Source organism: Micromonospora sp. NPDC049175, assembly GCF_043197345.1.
Lineage (GTDB): Bacteria > Actinomycetota > Actinomycetes > Mycobacteriales > Micromonosporaceae > Micromonospora.
The window spans coordinates 1,303,352-1,324,262 of sequence record NZ_JBICSY010000002.1 but is presented as its reverse complement, the minus strand read 5'-3'; the positions used below and the strand labels follow the sequence as shown (position 1 = coordinate 1,324,262).

At 72.0% G+C, this 20,911-nt stretch carries 18 protein-coding genes; 3 read left to right on the top strand and 15 right to left on the bottom strand.

The window, feature by feature from the left end; all coding sequences use genetic code 11:
- The first annotated feature begins 40 nt into the window (after positions 1-40).
- Positions 41-1,192, top strand: a complete 1,152-nt coding sequence (locus ACGFH8_RS13130; protein ID WP_393366697.1) for a GNAT family N-acetyltransferase — start codon at positions 41-43, stop codon at positions 1,190-1,192.
- The gene (locus ACGFH8_RS13125; protein ID WP_393366695.1) at positions 1,192-2,307 is read left to right on the top strand and encodes a GNAT family N-acetyltransferase; all 1,116 of its coding nucleotides are present in this window, start codon (positions 1,192-1,194) and stop codon (positions 2,305-2,307) included. The genes ACGFH8_RS13130 and ACGFH8_RS13125 overlap by 1 nt, the downstream gene beginning before the upstream one ends.
- Positions 2,308-2,399: 92 nt before the next feature.
- On the opposite strand, the gene hpf is transcribed toward ACGFH8_RS13125, so the two are convergent.
- From hpf to efeU, 8 genes are all read right to left on the bottom strand, one after another.
- Positions 2,400-3,035 (bottom strand): ribosome hibernation-promoting factor, HPF/YfiA family, encoded by a 636-nt coding sequence (hpf, locus tag ACGFH8_RS13120; protein ID WP_393366693.1) that lies wholly within the window; start codon positions 3,033-3,035, stop codon positions 2,400-2,402.
- Between the two features lie 243 nt (positions 3,036-3,278).
- A complete protein-coding gene (locus ACGFH8_RS13115; protein WP_393366691.1) occupies positions 3,279-3,983 on the bottom strand; it encodes a ComF family protein in 705 nt (234 codons plus the stop codon).
- A gap of 12 nt (positions 3,984-3,995) precedes the next feature.
- Positions 3,996-5,810 carry an LpqB family beta-propeller domain-containing protein gene (locus ACGFH8_RS13110; protein ID WP_393366689.1) on the bottom strand — a complete coding sequence of 605 codons (1,815 nt, stop codon included), beginning with the start codon at positions 5,808-5,810 and terminating at the stop codon, positions 3,996-3,998.
- The gene (gene mtrB / locus ACGFH8_RS13105) at positions 5,807-7,564 is read right to left on the bottom strand and encodes an MtrAB system histidine kinase MtrB (protein ID WP_393366687.1); all 1,758 of its coding nucleotides are present in this window, start codon (positions 7,562-7,564) and stop codon (positions 5,807-5,809) included. The genes ACGFH8_RS13110 and mtrB overlap by 4 nt, the downstream gene beginning before the upstream one ends.
- 12 nt (positions 7,565-7,576) lie before the next feature.
- On the bottom strand, positions 7,577-8,266 hold the full coding sequence (mtrA, locus tag ACGFH8_RS13100) for an MtrAB system response regulator MtrA (protein WP_110564421.1): 690 nt from the start codon (positions 8,264-8,266) through the stop codon (positions 7,577-7,579).
- Between the two features lie 228 nt (positions 8,267-8,494).
- Positions 8,495-9,772: an iron uptake transporter deferrochelatase/peroxidase subunit gene (efeB, locus tag ACGFH8_RS13095; protein WP_393366685.1), complete on the bottom strand. Its 1,278-nt coding sequence runs from the start codon at positions 9,770-9,772 to the stop codon at positions 8,495-8,497.
- A 20-nt stretch (positions 9,773-9,792) separates the two neighbouring features.
- Complete coding sequence (gene efeO, locus ACGFH8_RS13090; protein ID WP_393366683.1) at positions 9,793-10,926, bottom strand: iron uptake system protein EfeO; 1,134 nt, start codon at positions 10,924-10,926, stop codon at positions 9,793-9,795.
- Positions 10,927-10,949: 23 nt separating this feature from the next.
- Positions 10,950-11,852, bottom strand: coding sequence for an iron uptake transporter permease EfeU (efeU, locus tag ACGFH8_RS13085; protein WP_393366681.1), 903 nt, complete (start codon positions 11,850-11,852; stop codon positions 10,950-10,952).
- A 170-nt stretch (positions 11,853-12,022) separates the two neighbouring features.
- Here efeU and ACGFH8_RS13080 point away from each other — a divergent pair, with 170 nt between their 5' ends.
- Complete coding sequence (locus tag ACGFH8_RS13080) at positions 12,023-12,181, top strand: hypothetical protein (protein ID WP_393366679.1); 159 nt, start codon at positions 12,023-12,025, stop codon at positions 12,179-12,181.
- Positions 12,182-12,255: 74 nt separating this feature from the next.
- Here ACGFH8_RS13080 and ahcY read toward each other — a convergent pair whose 3' ends face one another.
- The 7 genes from ahcY to ACGFH8_RS13045 all read right to left on the bottom strand — a co-directional run bounded on the left by ahcY (position 12,256) and on the right by ACGFH8_RS13045 (position 20,481).
- Positions 12,256-13,755, bottom strand: a complete 1,500-nt coding sequence (gene ahcY, locus ACGFH8_RS13075) for an adenosylhomocysteinase (protein WP_393366678.1) — start codon at positions 13,753-13,755, stop codon at positions 12,256-12,258.
- A gap of 279 nt (positions 13,756-14,034) precedes the next feature.
- Complete coding sequence (gene manA, locus ACGFH8_RS13070) at positions 14,035-15,198, bottom strand: mannose-6-phosphate isomerase, class I (protein ID WP_393366676.1); 1,164 nt, start codon at positions 15,196-15,198, stop codon at positions 14,035-14,037.
- 3 nt (positions 15,199-15,201) lie between these two features.
- A complete protein-coding gene (locus tag ACGFH8_RS13065; RefSeq protein ID WP_393366674.1) occupies positions 15,202-16,212 on the bottom strand; it encodes a cation diffusion facilitator family transporter in 1,011 nt (336 codons plus the stop codon).
- Positions 16,213-16,357: 145 nt separating this feature from the next.
- Positions 16,358-17,557, bottom strand: a complete 1,200-nt coding sequence (locus ACGFH8_RS13060) for an SIS domain-containing protein (protein ID WP_393366673.1) — start codon at positions 17,555-17,557, stop codon at positions 16,358-16,360.
- A complete protein-coding gene (locus ACGFH8_RS13055) occupies positions 17,554-17,739 on the bottom strand; it encodes a Trm112 family protein (RefSeq protein ID WP_091394023.1) in 186 nt (61 codons plus the stop codon). The genes ACGFH8_RS13060 and ACGFH8_RS13055 overlap by 4 nt, the downstream gene beginning before the upstream one ends.
- A 60-nt stretch (positions 17,740-17,799) precedes the next feature.
- Entirely contained in the window at positions 17,800-19,185 is a 1,386-nt protein-coding gene (locus ACGFH8_RS13050) for a phosphomannomutase/phosphoglucomutase (protein ID WP_393366671.1), read from the bottom strand.
- A gap of 69 nt (positions 19,186-19,254) precedes the next feature.
- A complete protein-coding gene (locus tag ACGFH8_RS13045; protein WP_393366670.1) occupies positions 19,255-20,481 on the bottom strand; it encodes a hypothetical protein in 1,227 nt (408 codons plus the stop codon).
- Positions 20,482-20,911 lie beyond the last annotated feature (430 nt).

Below are 20,911 nucleotides of genomic sequence, written 5' to 3'. Positions count from 1 at the left end.
CCGGTTACGCCGTCGGCGAACGGTGCGGCACGATGCTCGGGTGGAGCCCGTGGAGATCATCGAGGACGGCGTGCTGCTACGACCCTGGCGCGGCACCGACGCCGACGCGGTACACCGGGCGTGCCAGGATCCGGACATTCAGTACTGGACAACTGTGCCACGCCCCTACCGGCCCGAACACGCCCTCGGCTTCGTCACCGAGATGAGCGAGACGGCCTGGGCGGAGGGCACCGGAGCGCCGTTCGCGGTCTGCGACCCGGCGACGGGTGAGCTGCTCGGCTCGTGCGGGCTGGTCTCCATCGAACGGGGCGGCACCGGCGAGATCGGTTACTGGACCGCCCCGTGGGCGCGCGGCCGGGGCGTGACGGTCCGGGCCATCCGGGCGGTCGCCCGCTGGTCCTTCGACACCCTCGGGCTGCGCCGGCTGATCTGGCAGGCCGAGGTGGGCAACCACGCCTCCCGGTTGGTCGCCCTCCGGGCCGGTTTCCGGATCGACGGCCGGCTGCGGCTGGCCAACCCGGCGACGCGGTCCGACGCGGACGGCTGGATCGGCTCGTTGCTGCCCGGCGAGGTGCCCGCCCCCGGGGCGACCGGGCCGGCCGGTCCCGGCACCCTCGCCGCCCGGCGGGCCGCGGTCTTCGGCCGCCCACAGCCCACCCTGTTCACCACCGCCGGGGCCGTCGAGCTGCGGATCCGGCCGCTTGAGGAGCAGGACCTGGATGCCGTCGTACAGACCTGCCGGGACCCGGAGACCATCCGCTGGACGACCGTGCCGGACCCGTACGAGCAGGCCGACGCACAGGGGTTCCAGGTCTACGCCGAGTCCACCTGGGCTCGGGGCGAGGCCGCCTGCTTCGTGGTCGCCGACCCGGACGACAGGTACGCGGGCACGATCGACCTGCGGCTCTCCCCCAGCGACGCCCTGGTGGCCGACGTCGGCTTCATGACCGCCCCGGCGTTCCGTGGCCGGGGGTACCTGCCGGCCGCGCTCGTCGCGATCAGCACCTGGGGCTGCACCACGCTGGGCCTGGCCCGGATCGAATGGAAGGCGAACGTGGGAAACACCGCCTCCCGGCGGGTCGCCGAGAAGGCGGGCTTCACGTTCGAGGGGACCGCCCGCGGCGGGGTGCAGCACCGGGGCGAACGGGTCGACGCGTGGGTGGCCGCGCTGCTCGCCAGGGACCTGGGCTGATGACCCTGCGGCAGGTCGTCGAGGCGCACGGCGTACGGCTGCGTCCCTTTCGGGCCGAGGACACCGCCGACGTGGTCGACGGCTGCGCGGACCCGCTGACCCAACGCTTCGTGTCGAACCTGCCCACGCCGTACACCCGGACCGACGCCCGATGGTGGATCGACGTCGGCGTCCCGGCGGCCTGGACCGGCGGCGGCGCGGCGTACGCCGTCGCGGACCCGGCCACCGACCGGCTGCTCGGCGCGGTGGGGCTGAACAACCCGGTGCCCGCGCGGGGCCAGGCCGAGATCGGCTACTGGCTGCGGCCGGCGGCGCGTGGGCGCGGACTGGCCGCCGCGGCCACCCGCGCGCTGAGCGAGCACGCGTTCGCCACCGGCACGGCTCGACTGGAGCTGCTGACCGAACCGGAGAACGGCCCGAGCCAGCGGGTCGCGCTGGCCGCCGCCTTCCGCCACGAGGGTTCGCGCCGGTCGGCCGGGTCGGGCCGCGCGGGGAGTCGCCACGACCTGCTGGCCTGGGTACGCCTCGCCGACGACCCACCCGGACCGGTCGCTCGGCTGCTGCCCGACCTGCCCGGCGGGGTGCTCACCGACCAGGTGGTGAGTCTGCGCCGGCTCGCGCCGGACGACGCCGACCTGATGTACCGGCTGCACAGCCGACCCGAGGTGGTGGCGAACCAGGCGCCACCCGTGCCGCCGACGCGGGAGGCGATCGGGCGACGGTGTCGTCTCGCGGAGAGCGGGTGGCTGACCGGGGAGATCGCCCGACTACTGATCACGGACGTGGCCAGCGGGGAGCCGGTGGGCAGTTGCGGGCTGTCGTACACCGACGTGGCGGCCGGCGAGGCGTCGGTCGGCTACGCGTTGCTGCCCGACTGGCGCGGCCGGGGGTACGCGACCCGGGCGGTCCAACTGCTGGCGGACTGGGCGTTCGGGCCGGTGGGGATCGCCCGGCTGACCGCCGGCACGGTGCCGGACAACACCGCGTCGCACCGCGTGTTGGAGCGGGTGGGGTTTCGGCGTGAGGCACTGCAGCGCGGCCGGCTGCCCGGGTTGGCCGGCGCCCGCCTGGACGACCTGACCTTCGCGCTGCTCGCGGCCGACCGGCGGCGCTGACGAGCGGCCGACCGGCGCTGACCACAGGCGTGGATCACGGGGCTGCGGTGGGAACGCCCACCACAACCCCGTGATCGCGGGTCGGCTGGTGGTCAGGTGTCGAGGGAGATGATGCCGTAGTCGTACGCGTGCCGGCGGTAGACGACGCTCGGACGGCCGGACTCCTTGTCCTGGAACAGGTAGAAGTCGTGGCCGACCAGTTCCATCTCGAACAGCGCGTCGTCGATGGTCATCGGCTCCGCCGGGTGCACCTTCTCCCGGGCGATGTGCCACGGCTGGTCGTCGTGCTCTTCCTCGACCCGCTCCGCGACGGCGGTGCCGGCGCGGGCACCGTCGAGCGGCGCGCTCAGCACGCTGGTGCCCAGGTCGGCGACCGGCAGGCCCGCGGTGGCCTCGGCGACGGAGATCGGCGCGTGCCGACCCCGGTGTACGCGGCGGCGGTCGGCCGCACGGCGCAGCCGGGTGTCGAGTTTCGCGATGGCCGCGTCGAGTGCGCTGTAGAAGTCGTTCGTGCAGGCCTCGGCCCGCATCACCGGGCCCCTGGAAACGCAGGTGATCTCCACCCGCTGGCAGTGCTCGGCCTGGCGCGGATTGCGCTCGTGGAACAGCTCGACATCGACGCGAATCAGTTTGTGATCGTAGCGTTCGATCTTTGCGAGTTTCTCGGCTACGTGTACCCGGTAATGGTCCGGCACTTCGACGTTTCGGCCCTTGACCACGATGTCCACGTGACCTCCCTTGTTCGGATGGTCTTCGATCCGGCAACCCGGTCGCGCGCCGTGGGGGACCCGCTGGCGTCGACCGGCTGGTACGGCTACGCCTCCTCTCACCGCCGAGGGTGGTGGAACGACCTCCTACCCCCGACAGCGAAACGCTAACTCCTGTTCGCCCGGCAGTCACCCCTAGTTGCCGAGACTGCCCAGGATTTTTCGCAGCTCATACACCAATGGGTGAAACGGAAACACACTCTGTTACAAGTGGTGTCTCTTTTGGGTCGCCGCGAGCACCACGGCGACACTCGGCACCCATCCGGTGGCGCTCAGCACCCGGGTCGCGGCGGCCAGGGTCACGCCTGTGGTGACGATGTCGTCGAGCAGCACCACGACCGGTGCCGCGCCGGCGGCACGACCCCGGCTCGCCGTGGCGCGCGGTCGGAAGGCGGCCTCGGCCGCAGCCGCGCGTCCGGCGCTGTCCAGGCTGAGCGAGTCGGGCCGGGGCAGCGCCCGCAGCGGCCGATGCACACGCGCCGTCCAGCCGCCTTGGTCGAGCCGGGCCGCGCAGTGCCGGGCCAACCGGTCCAGGTGGTCCCCGTACCGGGATCGGGCCGCCGCCGCCGTGTCCGGGACCGGGACCAGCGCCACGGGACGAGCCACGCCGACCGCCGCCGCGACAGCCTCGGCGAGCAGCGCGCCGAGCGGACGGGCCAGACCGTGCCGGCCGTGTTCCTTGTACGCCAGCAGAGCCTCGCGCAGCGGGCCGGCGTAGGGACCGAGGGCGACGCAGGACGGCAGGCCCGGCGGCGCGGGCGTCGGACGGACCACCCCTGGGCGCAGCGCGCCCAGAGCCGCCACGCAGGCCGGACAGACGCCGTGGCGCAGGCCGGGCCGGCGCTCCCGACAACCCGCGCAGGTGGCGGGCAACACCAGGTCGGCGAGGTCCGCCCAGAGGCCGGTCACCAGGTCACCGGGTCAGTAGAGGAAGAACGGCGCCGACGGGTTGCTCGGGCGCACACCGGCCGGGACCGGGGCGATGTCGCGTACGCGGCCGGGCTCGATCCGTTCGAAGGGGCTGCTGCGGTAGGCCACCCCGTTCGCCTCGTACATGTAGGCCCCGCTGGGCACCCGTACGGTGCGATTCGTGGGATAGGCCGTCAGGTGGTTGACCTTGGCACCGAGGTCGGTCCGCAGCGGCGTCTCCAGCGCGCCGTCGACGCTGATCTCGTAGATCGCCGGCTGACGGACGGACCCCGCCACCACCAGTTGGTCCTCGCTGCCCCAGTCGACGGCGGTGAGGGCGGTCAGCGAGGTGGCCACCTGCCGGGGCGGGCCGATGGAGACGCCGCCGCCATCCGGGTTCACCGCGGCGACGTACAGCCGGCCACCGGCGATCAGCGCGACCCGCTGGCCGTCCAACGCGGCAGCCACCGCGGTGACGTCGGCGGGCAGGTTGAGGGGCACCTGATACATCCGCGCCGCCTCGTCGAAGCGGTAGAGCTGCCCGTCGGCGACGACCAGGCCACGGCCGGGACGTCCGTCGACGGTACGCAACCAGACCGGACGGCTCATCAACGAGTATTCGGACGTGCTGCGGTTGAGGCCGGCGATCGGCGCGGCACCCGCGCCCACCGCGAGGCGGCGTCGGCCGTCGCTGCTGCCGGTGACCACCATCGCGGCGAGGATGCGCTGCCCCTTGGCCACCGCCAGGTCGGCGGAGACGATGTTGCGGTTGGCCTCGGGCGCCAGCGGCACGGCGCCGCTGAGTTCGCTGCCGAAGTCGAGCGGATGGATGGCGCCCTCGTACACGCCGAACCGCTGCGGGCTCTCGGCGTTGAGGTAGAGCTGGTCGGAGTTGCGTCGCTCGGTCAGGTCCTGCAGGGGCAGCGAGTTGTTGCGGATCTTCAGCTCCAGCGCACCCGGCAGGTCCCCCAACGACCAGGCGATCTGCGTGATCAACTGGTCGATGCCGTTCTGGTCGTCGCCGGACATGTCCAGGTTGACCTCCCACCGGCCGTTGCCGCCGGTGGCGTTGTTGATCAGCTCGGTGCGGTCGGGCAGCCCGACGACACCCGGGCGCAACCAGTCGGAGGGGCCACCGACAAGCCACTTCACCACCTCGTTGACCCGGCGCTCATCCGGCACCGCGAGCGGCCGGTAGCGCTGGTCGGGCACGAGGCGGGTGCGGTCCGAACTCCAGAAGTAGATCGACTCCTCCTGGTAGTAGCGACGAAGGGCCACGTCGCTGAGCAGCAGCACGTTCGGCGGGTCGAAGATGTACAACCCGGCACGCTCGTCGTTGACGCCGCCGGTGAACGCCGCGCTGCGGATCCCGAACTCGTACTCCGTCTCGGTCGCCACCGGCGGTGCCAGGGTGCCGTTGGCCCGCAGCACGCCGATCTGCTGCACGCTGATCTTCACGGTGGTGGTCGAGTCGCTGTTGAGGGTGTAGACCGCGTCCCCCAGCCGGACCACGTTGAGCGCGACCTCGCTGCCCTTCTTCTCCTGCAGGCGGGACTTGTTCTCCGGGGCGATGAACGCCTTGACCCGCTCGTACGCCCGGTCCGGCTCCCCGGCGGCGGCGGACAGGAAGTTGCGGACGAACGCCTCGTTGACGCTGCCACTGGCCGTTCGCGTCGGCGGGTCACTGCCGGGACCGTTGACCACACCGGCCTCCGTCGCGGCCCCGCCCTTGCCGTCCACCCGCACGTCGGACGCCGCCGGGATGCCGCAGCCACCGCCCAGCAGCACCACCACACCGAGCGCCGCGACCCGAGTCGACCGTCTCATGAACGCACCTCCGCCCGCTGTCCGTCCCCGGTCGGCGCCGGGTCGATCGCCAGTGCCCCGCCGGTGCCGGGCCCGATGGCCAGCGGACCACCGTCGCGGGGGCCACCGAACGGCAGCGCGGCGTCGGCCGGCACCAGTCGCAGCGGCGAGGTGGTCAGCCGGTCGCCCGCACGGGCCGGCAGCGTGAGCCGGAACTGCGCGCCCTGCCCCGGAGCACCCCACGCCTCCAGCCAGCCGCCGTGCAGCCGGGCGTCCTCCAGGCTGATCGACAGGCCCAGGCCGGTGCCCCCGGTCTGCCGCGCCCGCGACGGGTCGGCTCGCCAGAACCTGTTGAACACCAACTTCTCCTCGCCCGCCTTGAGCCCCACGCCACGGTCGCGGACGGTGATCGCCACCGCGGTCTCGTCCACGCCGAGGGTGATCAGCACCGGTCGGGCCTCGCCGTGCTCGACGGCGTTGCCGACCAGGTTACGCAACACCCGCTCGACCCGGCGCGGGTCGACCTCGGCGATCACCGGCGTGCCCGGCAGGTCGAGTTCGATGGGTACGCCCACCCGCTCGGCCAGGCCAGCCAGCCGATCCACCACCCGGTGCACCACCGGCACCAGGTCGGTCGGCTCGGAGTCCAGCATGGCGAAGCCCGCGTCGAAGCGGCTGATCTCCAACAGGTCGGTGAGCAACTCCTCGAAGCGGTCCAACTCGGCTTGGAGCAGCTCGGCGCTGCGGGCCACCGCGGGGTCGAACTCGTCGCGCTCGGCGAAGATCAGGTCAGCGGCCATCCGTACCGTGGTCAGCGGGGTACGCAGCTCGTGCGAGACGTCGGAGGTGAACCGGCGCTGCAGTCGGGACATCTCCTCCAGGCGCAGGATCTGCCGTTGCAGGTTTGTGGCCATCTGGTTGAAGGAGGCGGCGAGCAGCGCGAGGTCGTCCTCGCCGTTGACCACCATCCGCTGGTCGAGCAGGCCGGCGGAGAGTCGCTGGGCGGTCCGGGCGGCGACCCGGACCGGGTTGACGACCAGCCGGGTGACAAGCGCCGCGAGCAGCCCGAGCAGGATCACCAGGGCGACCCCGGTGGCCACGACCGTGGCTCGGGCGTCGGCGGCGGTGTCGTCCTGGCGGGTCAACGGCACCAGGTAGTAGAGCTCGATCTGGCCGAAGCGGGTGGGCACCGGCGAGCCGTAGACCAGGTATTTGGTGGGCTCGCCGGCGAGCCGCCCGGTGCGGATCTGGCTGGCCACCTTGCCGTCGGCGATCGTGGCCCGCAGCTCCGGGCTGATCAGCGCCTGGACGTTGGCCGACGGCGCGGTGCGGGTCTGGATGTCGTTGTGGTAGCCGTCGGCCGTGATCGCCACCACCACCCCGCTGGTCTGCTGGGGGTCGCCGCCGGCCAGGTAGTTGACGGTGCCGTCGATGGTCTCCTGGAGCTGCGCCTCCTGCGGCTGACCGTAGAGGGAGACCTGCTTGGCCGCGTAGCTGGCACCGGTGATCACCCGCTGTCGGACGTCGCTGCGGGCGTTGTCGAGCAGGATGGTGGTGATCTTGTCAGCGATCAGGAACGCGAACCCGCCGACCAGCAGGCTGGACGCGACCAGCGTGATGGTCACGACCCGGACCTGCAGCGAGCGCCGCCAGGTCTGGTGCACGCGGGCCACCACCCGGGCGACCCGGCCGCTCACCGCGCGCCAGATCTCCCCACCGGCGCTGGGCCGGCGGGCAGCCGTGCTCGGGGAGTGCGGGGGCGGCGAGGTCGACACAGTGCGACCAGGCTATCCGGTCCCCGCCTTGTATCCCACGCCCCGCACGGTGAGGATGATTTCCGGTCGCTCCGGGTCCGGTTCGATCTTGGCGCGCAACCGTTGGACGTGCACGTTGACCAGGCGGGTGTCTGCCGCGTGCCGGTAGCCCCAGACCTGCTCCAGCAGCACCTCACGGGTGAAGACCTGACGCGGCTTGCGGGCGAGTGCGACAAGCAGGTCGAACTCCAGCGGAGTCAGCTTCACCTCCTCGTCGTTGCGACTGACGGTGTGCGCGGGCACGTCGATGGTGATCTGGTTGTCGGGTGGCCCGATGGTCAACATCTCGGGGGCCACGTCCTCGCCCCGGCGCAGGCGGGCCCGCATCCGGGCGACCAGCTCCTTGGGCTTGAACGGCTTGACCACGTAGTCGTCGGCGCCGGACTCCAGGCCGAGCACGACGTCCACGGTGTCGCTCTTGGCGGTCAGCATGACGATCGGCACGCCGGACTCCGCCCGGATCGACCGGGCGACGTCGATACCGCTCATACCGGGCAGCATCAGGTCGAGCAGCACGATATCGGGACGGCTGTCACGAAAGGCGGCCAACGCCCGCTCGCCGTCCGCCACGAACGAGGGCTGGAAGCCCTCGCTGCGCAACACGATGCCGAGCATCTCGGCGAGCGCGGGGTCGTCGTCGACCACCAGTACGCGGGCTCTCATGGGATTAATATTGCATCCTCATTCAGTTCGGTGGGACCGGCGTCCGCCGGTAACGCAGTGTGCCGCCGAAGTATCGCTCCTCGCACCCCGCGGCGGCGGCGCCACGTGCTGCGGTGCCGGGCGGGGGGATGAGCCCTCCGCCCCAGGCTGTCACCATGATCCCCCTTCGACGCCGCCCGGCGCCACCGCGGCCCGGGACGGGTCCCGCTGTCGCCAACCTGACCCCGGTCAGCCGAAGAGGGCGCGCCCCCAGTGGTCCCCGCCGTCGCGTACCCCGGGAGGGCAGGCGAACACACCGCTGGAGACGTGCCGCAGGTATTCGTTCATCACGTCGTGCCGCGCCAACTGGGTCTGGATCGGCACGAACTGGCGGCGCGGATCGCGCTGGTAGGCGATGAAGAAGAGGCCCGCGTCGAGCCGGCCGAGGCCGTCCGAGCCGTCGACGAAGTTGTAGCCCCGGCGCAGCAGTTGGGCGCCGCCGTTCCGGCTCGGGTGGGCCAGCGTCACGTGCGCGTGCTCGGCGATCACCGGCTTGCCGTCCGCGCCGCGCGCGGCGAAGTCCGGCTCGTCGAACTCGCCGGTCCGCCCGAGGGGTGCGCCGCTGCCCTTGCTCCGGCCGACGATCTCCTCCTGCTCGGCCAGGGAGGTCCGGTCCCAGGTCTCCACCAGCATCCGGATCTTGCGGGTGACCAGGTACGAGCCGCCCGTCATCCAGTCCGGCCCGTCACCCGGCTGCACCCACAACTGGTCGCGCAGCAGCTCGGTGTCCTCGGCCTTGAGGTTGGCCGTGCCGTCCTTGAACCCGAACAGGTTGCGCGCGGTGGCCTGGTCACGGGAGGTCGACGACGTACGCCCGAAGCCGAGCTGCGACCAGCGGACGCTCACCACGCCCATGCCGAGGCGGGCCAGGTTGCGGATCGCGTGCACCGCGACCTGCGGATCGTTGGCGCACGCCTGCACGCAGAGGTCACCGCCGGAGAGCTGCGGTTGCAGGGCGTCGCCGGGGAACTTCGGCAGCTCGGCAAGGGCGGCGGGCCGCTTGTCGGCGATGCCGAAGCGGTCCCGGCCGTCGGCGTCGCGAAACAGCGTCGGCCCGAAGCCGATCGTCAGGGTGAGCTGCGACGGGGGCAGGCCGAGCGCCTCGCCGGTGTCGTCGGGTGGCGCCTCCGGCATCCCGCCCACGGCGCCGAGCACCCCGGCGTCCCGCCCCGCGGTCATCCGGGCGGCGGCGGCCGTCCACTCCTCGAGCAGCTCGACCAGCCGGGCGCGATCCTTCGTGATCACGTCGAAGGCGACGAAGTGCAGCCGGTCCTGGGCCGGGGTGACGATGCCGGCCTGGTGCTCGCCGTGGAACGGCACCGCCCCGGCCGGGTGGTCGCTGGCCGCCGCCGGGCCGCGGGTGCCGTTGACAAGCGCGCCCGCGCCGGCGGCCACTCCGGCGACTCCGGCCACCCCGGCACCGGCGAGCGTGATCGCTCGCCGCCGGGTCAACCTGTTCCCACTCATCGACTCCCCCTGCGTCCCGGTCACTTGGCGACGGCTGCGGCGACCTTGCTGATCGGCTCGGCGAGCGCGTTGATCCCGTCGGAGAGATCCTTGAGCTCGGCCTTGCTCAGTGCGGTGTGCAGCTTCCACCCGTCGCCGTCGCGGTGCTTGCCGAGCAGCGCCTCGACGTTCGCGAACTCGGTGTCCAACTGCGTGACCAGCTCCGGCGAGCGCTGCTGCAGGGCCGGGCGGAGGGCGGACACGGCCGCCTTGGAACCTTCGAGGTTGGCGGCGAAGTCCCACAGGTCGGTGTGCGAGTAGCGGTCCTCCTCGCCGGTGATCTTGCCGCTGGCCACCTCGTCGAGCAGTTCCTTGGCACCGTTGGCGAGTTGGAGCGGGGAGAGCGTCTCGGCGTTGGCCTTGGTCACGATCTCCTTGACGTCCACCAGCAGGCGGTCGGCGATCGGACCGTCCTTGCTGATGTCGCCCGACTGCCAGAGGTCCTTCTCGATCCGGTGGAAGCCGGTGAACTCCATCCCCTCCTCGATGACCTCCTCGCGGCCATCGATCTTGGGGTCGAGGTCGCCGAAGATCTCGGCCACCGGCTCGATCCGCTCCCAGTAGGTGCGGGCGACCGGGTAGAGCGCCTTGGACTTCGCCACGTCGCCGGCCTTGACCGCGGTGACGAACTCCTCGGTCTTGTCCAGCAGCGCGTCGGTCTGGCTCTTGACGTAGCGCTTGTAGTTCTCGGCCGCGCCGGCCAGGGCGGCGTCGGCGGTGAGCGGCTGCGCCGACCCGTTGACCTTGAGCGCGCCCCGGATGCCCTTGCCGCTCATCCCGGGCTTGCAGGCCGTCTGGTAGGTGCCGGCCGGCAACTCCACGTGCAGCTCACGGCTCAGTCCCGGGGCGATGTTCTCCACCTCGCCCATGACGCGGTCACCGTCGGCGTACACGTAGAACTCGGTCACCTTGGCGCCGGAGTTGGTGATCTTGAAGGTGGCGGTGCCGGCAGCCACATCCGTGGTGCCGACCTCACAGGCGGTGTCCGTCGCCTTGACCGCGATCGGACCGCCGGCCGCGGCCGGGGCGTCCTTGTCGGCGCCGGAGCAGGCGGTCACACCGGCCGTCGCCAGCACGCCGACGGCGGCCAGCGCGAAAAATCGGGTGGTACGCATCTGAGCTGTCTCTCCTCGTGGGGTCAGGCACGCTGCGGCGTGGTTGCCGCCGCGACCTCGGCCTCGGCGCCGGTGTCGGCTCCGCGCTCGGTGACTGTGGTTTTCGCGGCGGGTGCCGGCGTGCGGCGGGCCGGCCGCAGGAAGAGCAGGAGGACCGGCACGGCGTACCCGATCCAGGCGATCGTCTCCAGCACGGTGGGCGCGGGCGTCACGTTGAACATGCCGGCGAGCAGGGCCGCGTACCAGGTGGTCGGGTCGAGCGTGCCGGTGATGTCGAAGGCCAGGTCGTTCAGGCCGGGCAGGACACCGGCCTCCTGGAAGTCGTGTACGCCGTACTTCAGGATGCCGGCGGCCACCAGGATCAGCAGCGCGCCGGTCCAGGTGAAGAACGTGCCCAGGTTGATCCGCAGGGCGCTGGCGGAGAGCAGCACGCCGAGCACCACGGCGGTGCCGATGCCGCCGATCAGGGCGAGCAGCGGCCCGCTGTCACCGGCCGCACCCTGGGCGGCCGAGTAGAAGATCAGCGTGGTTTCCAGGCCCTCCCGGATCACCGCGAGGAAGGCCATGCCGGCGACCGCGAACGAGCCGACGGCGAGCGCCTCGGTCAGCTTCCCCCGCAGTTCCCCGGCGATGGTCCGGGCCGCCCGGCGCATCCAGAAGATCATCCAGGTGACGAAGACCACGGCGGCGACGGAGGTGATCGCCTCGAACAACTCGCGGTCCTCGTAGCGGGAGAACAACGAGGTCGACGTGTACTCGATCAGCCAGCCGAAGAGCACCGACAGGGCCACGGCCAGGCCGACGCCCGCCCAGACCTGCGGCAACCGGTCCCGGCGCTGCGACTTCAGCAGGAAGGCGACCAGGATGCTGACCACCAGGGTGGCTTCCAGACCCTCCCGCAGGCCGATCAGGTAGGTGGCGAACATCCGGGCTCCGAGTTCGTTAGGTACGCCTCAACTGACTTAGGGCAGGCATACCTTGCTCCCTGCCCGGGAGCCTCGTCAAGTCGTTCACGACAAGCTCACTCGGCCCAGCGCTCGCGACTCGTCCGACCGGCGTCGGGACGCCACCGTTCGGCTGTGGAAGGATGCCCGCCGTGAAGGGATTCCTGCCGTGGCTGGCGGTGCTGGCCGTGGTGCTGCTGCTCAGCGCGTTGCGACTGCGGGCGCTTGCCACTGTCGTGTCGCTCGCGTGGCTGGTGTGGTGCGTCTGGACGTGGTTCCGCCCCACCCGCCGCGACTCCCGCTCGGGCTGACCCCGCCAAGGCCGGCCGGAGACGACGAACCGGGCCGGCTGCGAACAGCCGACCCGGTCGTTGTGGAGCGTCGATCAGTAGCGGTAGTGATCCGGCTTGAACGGACCCTCGGTCGAAACACCCAGGTACGCGGCCTGCTCCTTGGTCAGCGTGCTCAGCTTGGCGCCGAGCGCGCCCAGGTGCAGCCGGGCCACCTTCTCGTCCAGGTGCTTGGGCAGCACGTAGACGCCGATCGGGTACTCCTCGGTCTTGGTGAACAGCTCGATCTGGGCGATCGTCTGGTTGGCGAACGAGTTCGACATCACGAAGCTCGGGTGCCCGGTCGCGTTGCCCAGGTTGAGCAGGCGGCCCTCGGAGAGCACGATGATGGCGTGCCCGTCGGCGAAGCGCCACAGGTCGACCTGCGGCTTGATGTTGACCCGCTCGACGTCGGAACGCTTGGCCAGACCGGCCATGTCGATCTCGTTGTCGAAGTGGCCGATGTTGCCGACGATGGCCTGGTGCTTCATCCGGGCCATGTGCTCGTTGGTGATGACGTCGAAGCAACCGGTGGCGGTGATGAAGATGTCCGCCTGCTCGACGACGTCGTCCAGGGTGGCGACCTGGTAGCCGTCCATCGCGGCCTGCAGCGCGCAGATCGGGTCGACCTCGGTCACCACGACCCGGGCACCCTGGCCGCGCAGCGACTCGGCGCACCCCTTGCCCACGTCGCCGTAGCCCATCACCACTGCCATCTTGCCGCCGATCAGCACGTCGGTGGCCCGGTTGATGCCGTCGATGAGCGAGTGCCGGCAGCCGTACTTGTTGTCGAACTTGCTCTTGGTCACCGAGTCGTTGACGTTGATGGCCGGGAAGAGCAGGGTGCCCGCGCGGTGCATCTCGTAGAGCCGGTGCACACCGGTGGTGGTCTCCTCGGTCACGCCCTTGATGCCGGCGGCGATCCGGGTCCAGCGCTGGCCGTCCTCGGCGAGCGAGCGGTGCAGCACCTCCAGGATGACCGCGTACTCCTCGGAGTCGGCGGACTCGACCGCCGGGACCGCCCCGGCCTTCTCGAACTCGGCGCCCTTGTGCACGAGCAGGGTGGCGTCGCCGCCGTCGTCGAGGATCATGTTGGGGCCCTGCCCGTCCGGCCAGGCGAGCACCTGCTCGGTGCACCACCAGTATTCCGGGAGGGTCTCGCCCTTCCAGGCGTAGACCGGGACGCCGGCGGGGGCGTCGGGGGTGCCGTTCGGGCCGACGACGATCGCCGCGGCGGCGTGGTCCTGGGTGGAGAAGATGTTGCAGGACGCCCAGCGCACCTGCGCGCCGAGGGCGACCAGCGTCTCGATCAGGACGGCGGTCTGGATGGTCATGTGCAGCGAGCCGGTCACCCGCGCGCCGGCCAGCGGCTGCGCCTCGGCGAACTCCCGGCGAATCGCCATCAGGCCGGGCATCTCGTGCTCGGCGAGCTGGATCTCCTTGCGCCCGAACTCGGCGAGCGACAGATCCGCCACCTTGAAGTCGCCTTCGGCGAGGGTGCTCGGCCGGGCCTCGGACGGCGTACCGCTGGGGGACGCCGGGAGGGTGCTGGTCATGAAAGCTCCTGTCGAACGATGTCTGCGCCGACCCTCCACCTTACGCGCGCCTCGGACACGTGTCCGGCACGGTCGGCAGACAGCGCACGGGGCGGTCGGTGGTGAACGGACTTTCCCGCCCACGTCCCGCCCGCCCCGTGCATCCCCCCGGTTTGGTTCCCCGCACGTTCTCGGACCGTCGTCGCGATAACGCTGCGTACTCATAGAGTCACACTCGGGCAACTCTTCGTCAAGCTATTCCGGAAAAGTCGGACTTGTGTCGTCGATGGCGGGCGCCTGTCACCGCAATCCGGAGGTCGCCACGTACGCCTCGCCGTCGCCACTGATCCGCAGCGGCTCGCCGGCCGCGGTGCCGATCGCCGCCTCACCGGACGCCAGCGTCACCGCACCGGCGCCGTCGTCCACGGTGACCGCGCCACCGGCGCAGAGCACCACCCGGGGGCCGGGCAACGGCAGCGTGACCGAGGGCACCTCCGCGCCCACCCGCACCCGGTGCAGCGCGAAATCGTCCACCGGCACCGGCCAGCAGTCCACACCCGGGCCCACCGGCAGTGCGGCTCGCACCGGCGCGTCGAGCACCTCGAAGCGCAGCACCCGCAGCAACTCGTCGACGTCCACCCGCTTCGGGGTCAGCCCACCCCGCAGCACGTTGTCACTGGCCGCCATGATCTCCACGCCACAGCCGCTCAGGTAGGCGTGCAGGTTGCCGGCGGGCATCCAGATCGCCTCCCCCGGCACCAGCCGGACGTGGTGCAGCAGCAACGCCACCAGCACGCCCGGATCCGCCGGGTACGCCTTGGCCAGTCGGTGGGCCAACTCCGCGTCCGGGGTGTCGACCGAGGCCGCCAGAACGCCACCCAGCAACCCGTCGCGCTCGGCGACCGGCCAGCCGAGCAGCGTCCGCACCGCCGTGCGCAGTCCCGCCGGCCCGGCCCGCAACGCGGCGACAACCGGCGCCAACTCCGGTACGCCGAACGCGGCGAGCGCCTCGGCCGACTCCGCCGGATCCCGAAAACCGCACAAGGCCTCGAACGGAGTGAGCGCGACCAGCAGTTCCGGCTTGTGGTGCGGGTCGGAATAGGTGCGCTGCCCCTCGGGAAGCCCGGCCTCCGCCGCGTAGCCCGCCCGCGCCTGTTCGGCGTCCGGGTGGGCCTGCAGGCTCAGCGGAGCGTCGGCCGCGAGCACCTTGAGCAGGAACGGCAGCCGGCTGCCGAACCGCTCGGACACCCGCTGACCGAGCCACTGCCCCGGCTCGTCCCGCACCAGGTCGCAGAGGCTCACCCGCTCGCCGGCACGGTCCACGTTGGCCGGGGCGCCCGGGTGGGCGCCCAACCACAACTCGGCCTCGGGCCCCGCGCTGGGCACCACCCGACCCTGCAGGAGGGCGATGGCCGAGCGGGAGCCCCAGGCGTAGTCGCGGATCGGTCCGTAGAGTGGCTCCACAGGTCAGCCCCCGGGCCGCCCGGTCGCCTCGGCCGCCTCGCCCGACGCGTCCTGCGGCACGGCGGTGTCGGCGGCCGCGCCGGTGCCGGCCTCGGCGGCGGCGGCGCTGTAGACGTCCGGCTCCAGGTAGATCACCCGGGCGATCGGCACCGCGGCACGGATCCGCGCCTCGACGGCGTTGATGCCACGGGCCAGGTCGTGGGCGCTCTCCCACTCCGGAACGGCGATCTTGGCGGCCACCATCAGCTCTTCCGGGCCCAGGTAGAGCGTCTTCATGTGGATGATCCGCTCCACCTCGGGGCCGTCGGTGACGGCCCGCTCGATGGTGGCCAGTTCGGACGCCTCGGCGCCCTCACCGAGCAGCAGGCTCTTCGTCTCGATGGCCAGCACCACGGCGATGACGACAAGCAGGATGCCGATCATCGCGGTGCCGGCGGCGTCCCACACACCGTTGCCGGTGATCAGCGTCATGCTGACACCGAACAGGGCGAACACCAGACCGACGAGCGCGCCGAAGTCCTCCAGGAGCACGACCGGCAGCTCCGGCGCCTTGGCGCGTCGGATGAAACGCACCCAGGACTGGTTGCCCCGGATGTGGTTGGACTCCTTGATGGCGGTCCGGAAGGAGAACGACTCCATGATGATCGCCGACACCAGCACGACCACCGGCAGCCAGTGCCAGGATTCGATGGCGCCCCCGTCGTGCCACTTGTGGTACGCCTCGTAGAGCGCGAACAGGCCACCGATGCTGAACAGCACGATGGACACGATGAACGCGTAGATGTAGCGCTCCCGGCCGTACCCGAACGGGTGTTCCGGGGTGGCCGCCCGCTTCGCCCGCTTGCCGCCGAGCAGCAGCAGGCCCTGGTTGCCGGAGTCGGCGACCGAGTGGACCGCCTCGGCCAGCATCGACGACGACCCGGAGAGCAGGAACGCGACGAACTTGGTGACGGCGATGCCGATGTTGGCCAGCAGGGCGGCGACAATCGCCTTCGTCCCACCGTTGGCGCTCATGCCACCGCTCCGCTTCGCGTCGTGGCGACCCGAGACGCCCCGCTGCTGAGCCACCTGGTTCGCTCGCTGCGCTCGCTCACGCCACCGCTCCGCTTCGCCGCACGAAGCCAACCGGTCCGCGCATGCCGCGCCGCCCTACGGTCGTTCACTGGTTCGACAGCTCCTTCATCTCGGTGATGGCCGGAACGGCCATCGGGTCCAACCCGTGGGCCAGGGCAAGGTAGATCGAGGCGAAATCCGGGACCGCGATCAGCGAGGCCAGCCGCTCCAGGGCGGAGCCCCCCTCGGCGGTCACCACGTCGCACCGCACGCCACGGCGCTCGGCGAGGGTCTGCACCGCGTCCGCACGGCGCTCCTCGACGGCCAGCGGCTCGTCGGTGTCGTCCTCGGCGTTGAGCCCGCCGTCGCGCAGCAGCACCAGCCGCAGCCGGGTGCCATCGCCGTCGTCGTCGTCGGCCGGGTCGGCGAAGATGTCCCGCTCCCCCTCGGCCAGGCCGCCGAAGACGCCGTCGAGCAGCCCGACGCGACCCCGCCCGGCCTCGCCGAGCGCCCCGGTGACCACCGGGTAGCGGGCGTTTGCCGACAGGGTGTCGCCGAACCGGCGGGCGGCCACGGTGGCCAGCGGGGACGAACCCCAGACGATCGGGATCGAGCCGGCCAGGCCCAGGGCCAGCGACTTCGCCGGGTTGACGAAGGACTCCGCGGCGGAGCGGCAGCGGTCGGCGTCCGCGTCGAGCCGGGCCGCGGTCTCGGCCAGATCGGCCTCGTTGACCTTCACGAGCCCGAGCGAACGGGCCGCGAGCAGGACCGGCACGGTGAGCGCCCAGAGGCTGGCTCGGGCCGGGGCACGCCGGGGCACCGGAATGAACGGCGCCCGGGCCTGCTCGGCGATCGACTGCAACTGCGAGTCGGGGGCGCCCACGGCGACCAGCCGGGCGCCCCGCCGGTGCGCCGCCTCGGCGGCACCCAGCGCCTCCGGGCTACGACCGGACGCGCTCACCGCGATCACCACGTCCGCCGCGCCCACCCAGCCGGGTACGCCCGCGCTGCGGTGCCCGATGATCGGGACCGGGCAACGCGGGCCAGCGACCGTGGCCAGCACATCCCCGGTACGCCCCGCGGTGCCGATGCCGGCGATCACGACGGCACGGGGGCGCCCGTCGTCGGCGAGGACCGCCAGGTTCGCCTCGGCCGCCAGTGCGGCGCTCTCGCGCACCTGCGCACCGGCCGACGCCGTGTGCCGGAGCATGCCGCCCGGGTCGCGCTCGGCCAGCGCCTCCGGGTTGTCGAGCAGGGCCTCGTCGGCATCGCGACGACCGCTGACCCCGGCCGTACCGTCGATCATGAGGACTGCCCAGGGCCGCCGCGCGCCTCGTCGAGCAGCAGCACCGGCACGTCGTCGCGGACCTCGAAGATCCGGCCACACTCCGTGCAGGTAAGCGTCTGCGCTTCGGCGTCGTAGGTGAGCGGGGCGTGGTGCGTGTCCGGACAGGCAAGAATCTCGAGCAACTGCGGATCCAGGGCCATGGCACGGCTCCTTCCACGTGTGCGGCTTACCGGCGGCGGTGCCGACCGGCGCAGGCGATCTTATCGGCGAACGCGGTCGAGCACGTCGTCCCGGAGCGAGACCATCCGCTCGCGGGTGGGCGCCTCGACGTTGAGCCGCAGCAGCGGCTCCGTGTTGGAGGCGCGCAGGTTGAACCACGCGCCGTCGGGGAACCGCAGGGTGAGCCCGTCCATCTCGTCGGCCACCGCGTCGGGGTACGCGGCCCGCACCTCGGCCACCGCCGCCGCCTGGTCGGCCACCGTCGAGTTGATCTCGCCGGAGGCGATGTACCGCTCGTACTCCCCGGCCAGCACGGACAGCGGCAGCGACTGCTCGCCAAGCGCGGCCAGGGTGTGCATCGCCGCGAGCATCCCGGTGTCGGCGAACCAGAAGTCCCGGAAGTAGTAGTGCGCGGAGTGCTCGCCGCCGAAGACGGCATTGGTCCGGGCCATCTCCGCCTTGATGAAGGAGTGCCCGACCCGGGCGACGACAGGCTTCCCACCGTGCTCGCGAATGATCTCCGCGACCGCGCTGGAGGTGATCAGGCCGTGGATCACCGTGGAACCGGGGTGCTTGGCCAACTCGCGCGCGGCCACGAGGGCGGTGATCGCCGACGGTGAGACCGGCTCGCCACGCTCGTCCACCACGAAGCACCTGTCGGCGTCGCCGTCGAAGGCCAGCCCGATGTCCGCCCCGTGCTCCACCACCGCGCGCTGGAGGTCGACCAGGTTCGCCGGATCCAGTGGGTTGGCCTCGTGATTGGGGAAGGTGCCGTCCAGCTCGAAGTAGAGCGGCACGATCTCCAACGGCAGCGGCGACAGGACGGTGTCGCCCAGCACGGTGGGGACGGTGAAGCCGCCCATCCCGTTGCCGGCGTCGACGACGACCTTCAACGGCCGGATGCCCGAGAGGTCGACAAGCTTGCGCAGGTAGCCGGCATAGTCGGGAAGCAGGTCACGCCGCTCCGCCGGCCGGGTCGGCGCACCGGCCGGACGGGCTTCGCCCGAGTCCAGCAGCGCCTGGGCCCGTTCCCGGATCTCCGCCAGACCGCTCTCCTGGCCGATCGGGCGAGCGCCGGAGCGGCACATCTTGATGCCGTTGTACTGGGCAGGGTTGTGACTGGCGGTGAACATCGCGCCGGGCAGGTCGAGCGAGCCGGACGCGAAGTAGAGCAGATCGGTGGAGGCGAGCCCGATCTCGATGACCGAGCGACCCTCGGCCCGTACGCCGGCGGCGAACGCGGCAGCCAGACCGGGCGAGGTGGCGCGCATGTCATACCCGACGACCACCGCGTCACCCGGCTCCTCGGTGGAGTTGAGCAGCTGGGTGAACGCGGCTCCCAGCGCCTCGGCGGCCCTTTCGTCCCACTGGTCCGGCACCGTCCCTCGGACGTCATAAGCCTTCACAATCTGGGACAGATCAGACACGTGTTCCACTCCTTCGCCGCAGGTAGACACCGAGCCTGAGCGTAACGGAGGGTCCGGGCCGAGCCCCGCTCAGCCGGGGAGCCGGGGCATGATCACGGTGCGCCCGCCATCGTCGGGGGGCGGATCCCCGGGCAGCGGTCGCGATTCCGGCGCTTCCGGCATCGGCTGCGTCGCCTCCGGGGGCGCACCGGCTGCGGGTCGGGCGCCGTAGACGCCACCGGCGGCCGGGCGCGGGGACGGCACGGCACCCGGACCGGCAGGCGGGGACGGGGGCGGCACCGCACCCGGGTACGGGGACGGCATGACGCCCGGACCGGCAGGCGGGTACGGGGACGGCGCGGCGCCCGGACCGGCAGGCGGGTACGGGGGCGGCGGCGCGGCACCTGGACCGGCGGCAGGGTGCGGGGGCGGCATGGGACCGGGACTGGCGGACGGCGGCTGCTGGCCGTACACCTGGCCTGGGCGACCGGGCGCGGCCGGTGGCCCGCCGCCGGCCCGGTAGGTGGTGCCGCCGGGGTTGCCCGGCAGCGTGCCGGTCGGATCGTCGGACGGCCGGCGATCCTGGCGCGAGCGACGGAACAGCAGCACGATGAGCAGCAACCCGACCGCCACCATGACGATGCCGAAGATCATCACCGGCGATGTGCCACCGGACGAGGCCGCGGCGTCCGTCGAGGCCTGCGGCGTGCCGGACACGTCGCCGAGCGCCGCCGGAGTCACGGCGTCGTCGACTGTCGCGACCTCGGTCGGACTCGGGGTGGGCGACGCCTTCTTCGACGGCGTCGGCGACGGGGTAACCCGCGCACCTGTCACCCGCGCCGTGTCGCTGCCCCGGCCGACCTCCTGACCGGCCGCGCTGACACCCGCGCCGGTCACCACGAGCCGGCCGCCCGGGGCGTCCGCACCGAAGGTGACCCGGTACCGCACGGTGATGCCCTTGCCCTTGCACAGGGTCGGCTTCAACGGCGACGTCTGGGCGGTCCCCACGTTGCCGCCACCGCCGGCCAGGGCCACGGGGAACCATTGCCCACCCGCGTTGACCTCGACCTTCGCCTGGCTCGGCTGGAGACCCTCAAGGCTGAGAACCAGCGCGGTACGCAGCAGGACGCAGCCCTCGGTGCGCTTTCGCACCGCCACGTTCACCCCCTGCGCGGAACCACCGGCGGCGAAGCTGCTGGCCGCACCCACCCGGACCGAGTCGTCGTCGGCAAGCGCGGGCGACGCGCCGAGCATCACCAGGCCGCCCACCAGACCGCAGACCGCCGCGAGCCGAGCCGCGCGTCGACGCACCGTCATGATCACCTCGCCGTTCTCCCCGGGTGGGGTCCGCGGGTCAGGCTACTACCGCCCCCTCCACCCCGCCGGTCATAGAGCGGCCCGGATGTGTGCCGCGTTACGGTTTGCGACCCGGCCCGCCGACCTGCTCCTGGTGCGATTCCGGTCGAGGCAAGACGCCGTCCTGACCATGATCCACTCGACGTGAGCGCAGCGCCCGGCCAGCCATGATCCACTCTACTTTCTTGGAATCGGGCTATCCCACCGCCTCGGATGCCCCGACCTCGCCGAACCCGAGTCGATCTCTCACGGCGCGAGCAGGTGGGGGGCCGGGTCCGGGCAGGTGGCCGGGTCCAGGCGTTGGGCCAGGTCCGGGCGGTGAGCCAGGTCCGGGCGGTGAGCCAGGTCCGGGCGGTGAGCCAGGTCCGGGCAGTCGGGGGCTCTCGGTCCG

Bases quoted from the DNA above. Each gene is read 5' to 3' on its own strand.
- ACGFH8_RS13125 (WP_393366695.1), top strand. From the start codon at position 1,192: ATGACCCTGCGGCAGGTCGTCGAGGCGCACGGCGTACGGCTGCGTCCC.
- ACGFH8_RS13110 (WP_393366689.1), bottom strand. From the start codon at position 5,810: ATGAGACGGTCGACTCGGGTCGCGGCGCTCGGTGTGGTGGTGCTGCTG.
- mtrA (WP_110564421.1), bottom strand. From the start codon at position 8,266: ATGAGAGCCCGCGTACTGGTGGTCGACGACGACCCCGCGCTCGCCGAG.
- efeB (WP_393366685.1), bottom strand. From the start codon at position 9,772: ATGAGTGGGAACAGGTTGACCCGGCGGCGAGCGATCACGCTCGCCGGT.
- efeO (WP_393366683.1), bottom strand. From the start codon at position 10,926: ATGCGTACCACCCGATTTTTCGCGCTGGCCGCCGTCGGCGTGCTGGCG.
- efeU (WP_393366681.1), bottom strand. From the start codon at position 11,852: ATGTTCGCCACCTACCTGATCGGCCTGCGGGAGGGTCTGGAAGCCACC.
- ahcY (WP_393366678.1), bottom strand. From the start codon at position 13,755: ATGACCAGCACCCTCCCGGCGTCCCCCAGCGGTACGCCGTCCGAGGCC.
- ACGFH8_RS13065 (WP_393366674.1), bottom strand. From the start codon at position 16,212: ATGAGCGCCAACGGTGGGACGAAGGCGATTGTCGCCGCCCTGCTGGCC.
- ACGFH8_RS13060 (WP_393366673.1), bottom strand. From the start codon at position 17,557: ATGATCGACGGTACGGCCGGGGTCAGCGGTCGTCGCGATGCCGACGAG.
- ACGFH8_RS13055 (WP_091394023.1), bottom strand. From the start codon at position 17,739: ATGGCCCTGGATCCGCAGTTGCTCGAGATTCTTGCCTGTCCGGACACG.
- ACGFH8_RS13045 (WP_393366670.1), bottom strand. From the start codon at position 20,481: ATGACGGTGCGTCGACGCGCGGCTCGGCTCGCGGCGGTCTGCGGTCTG.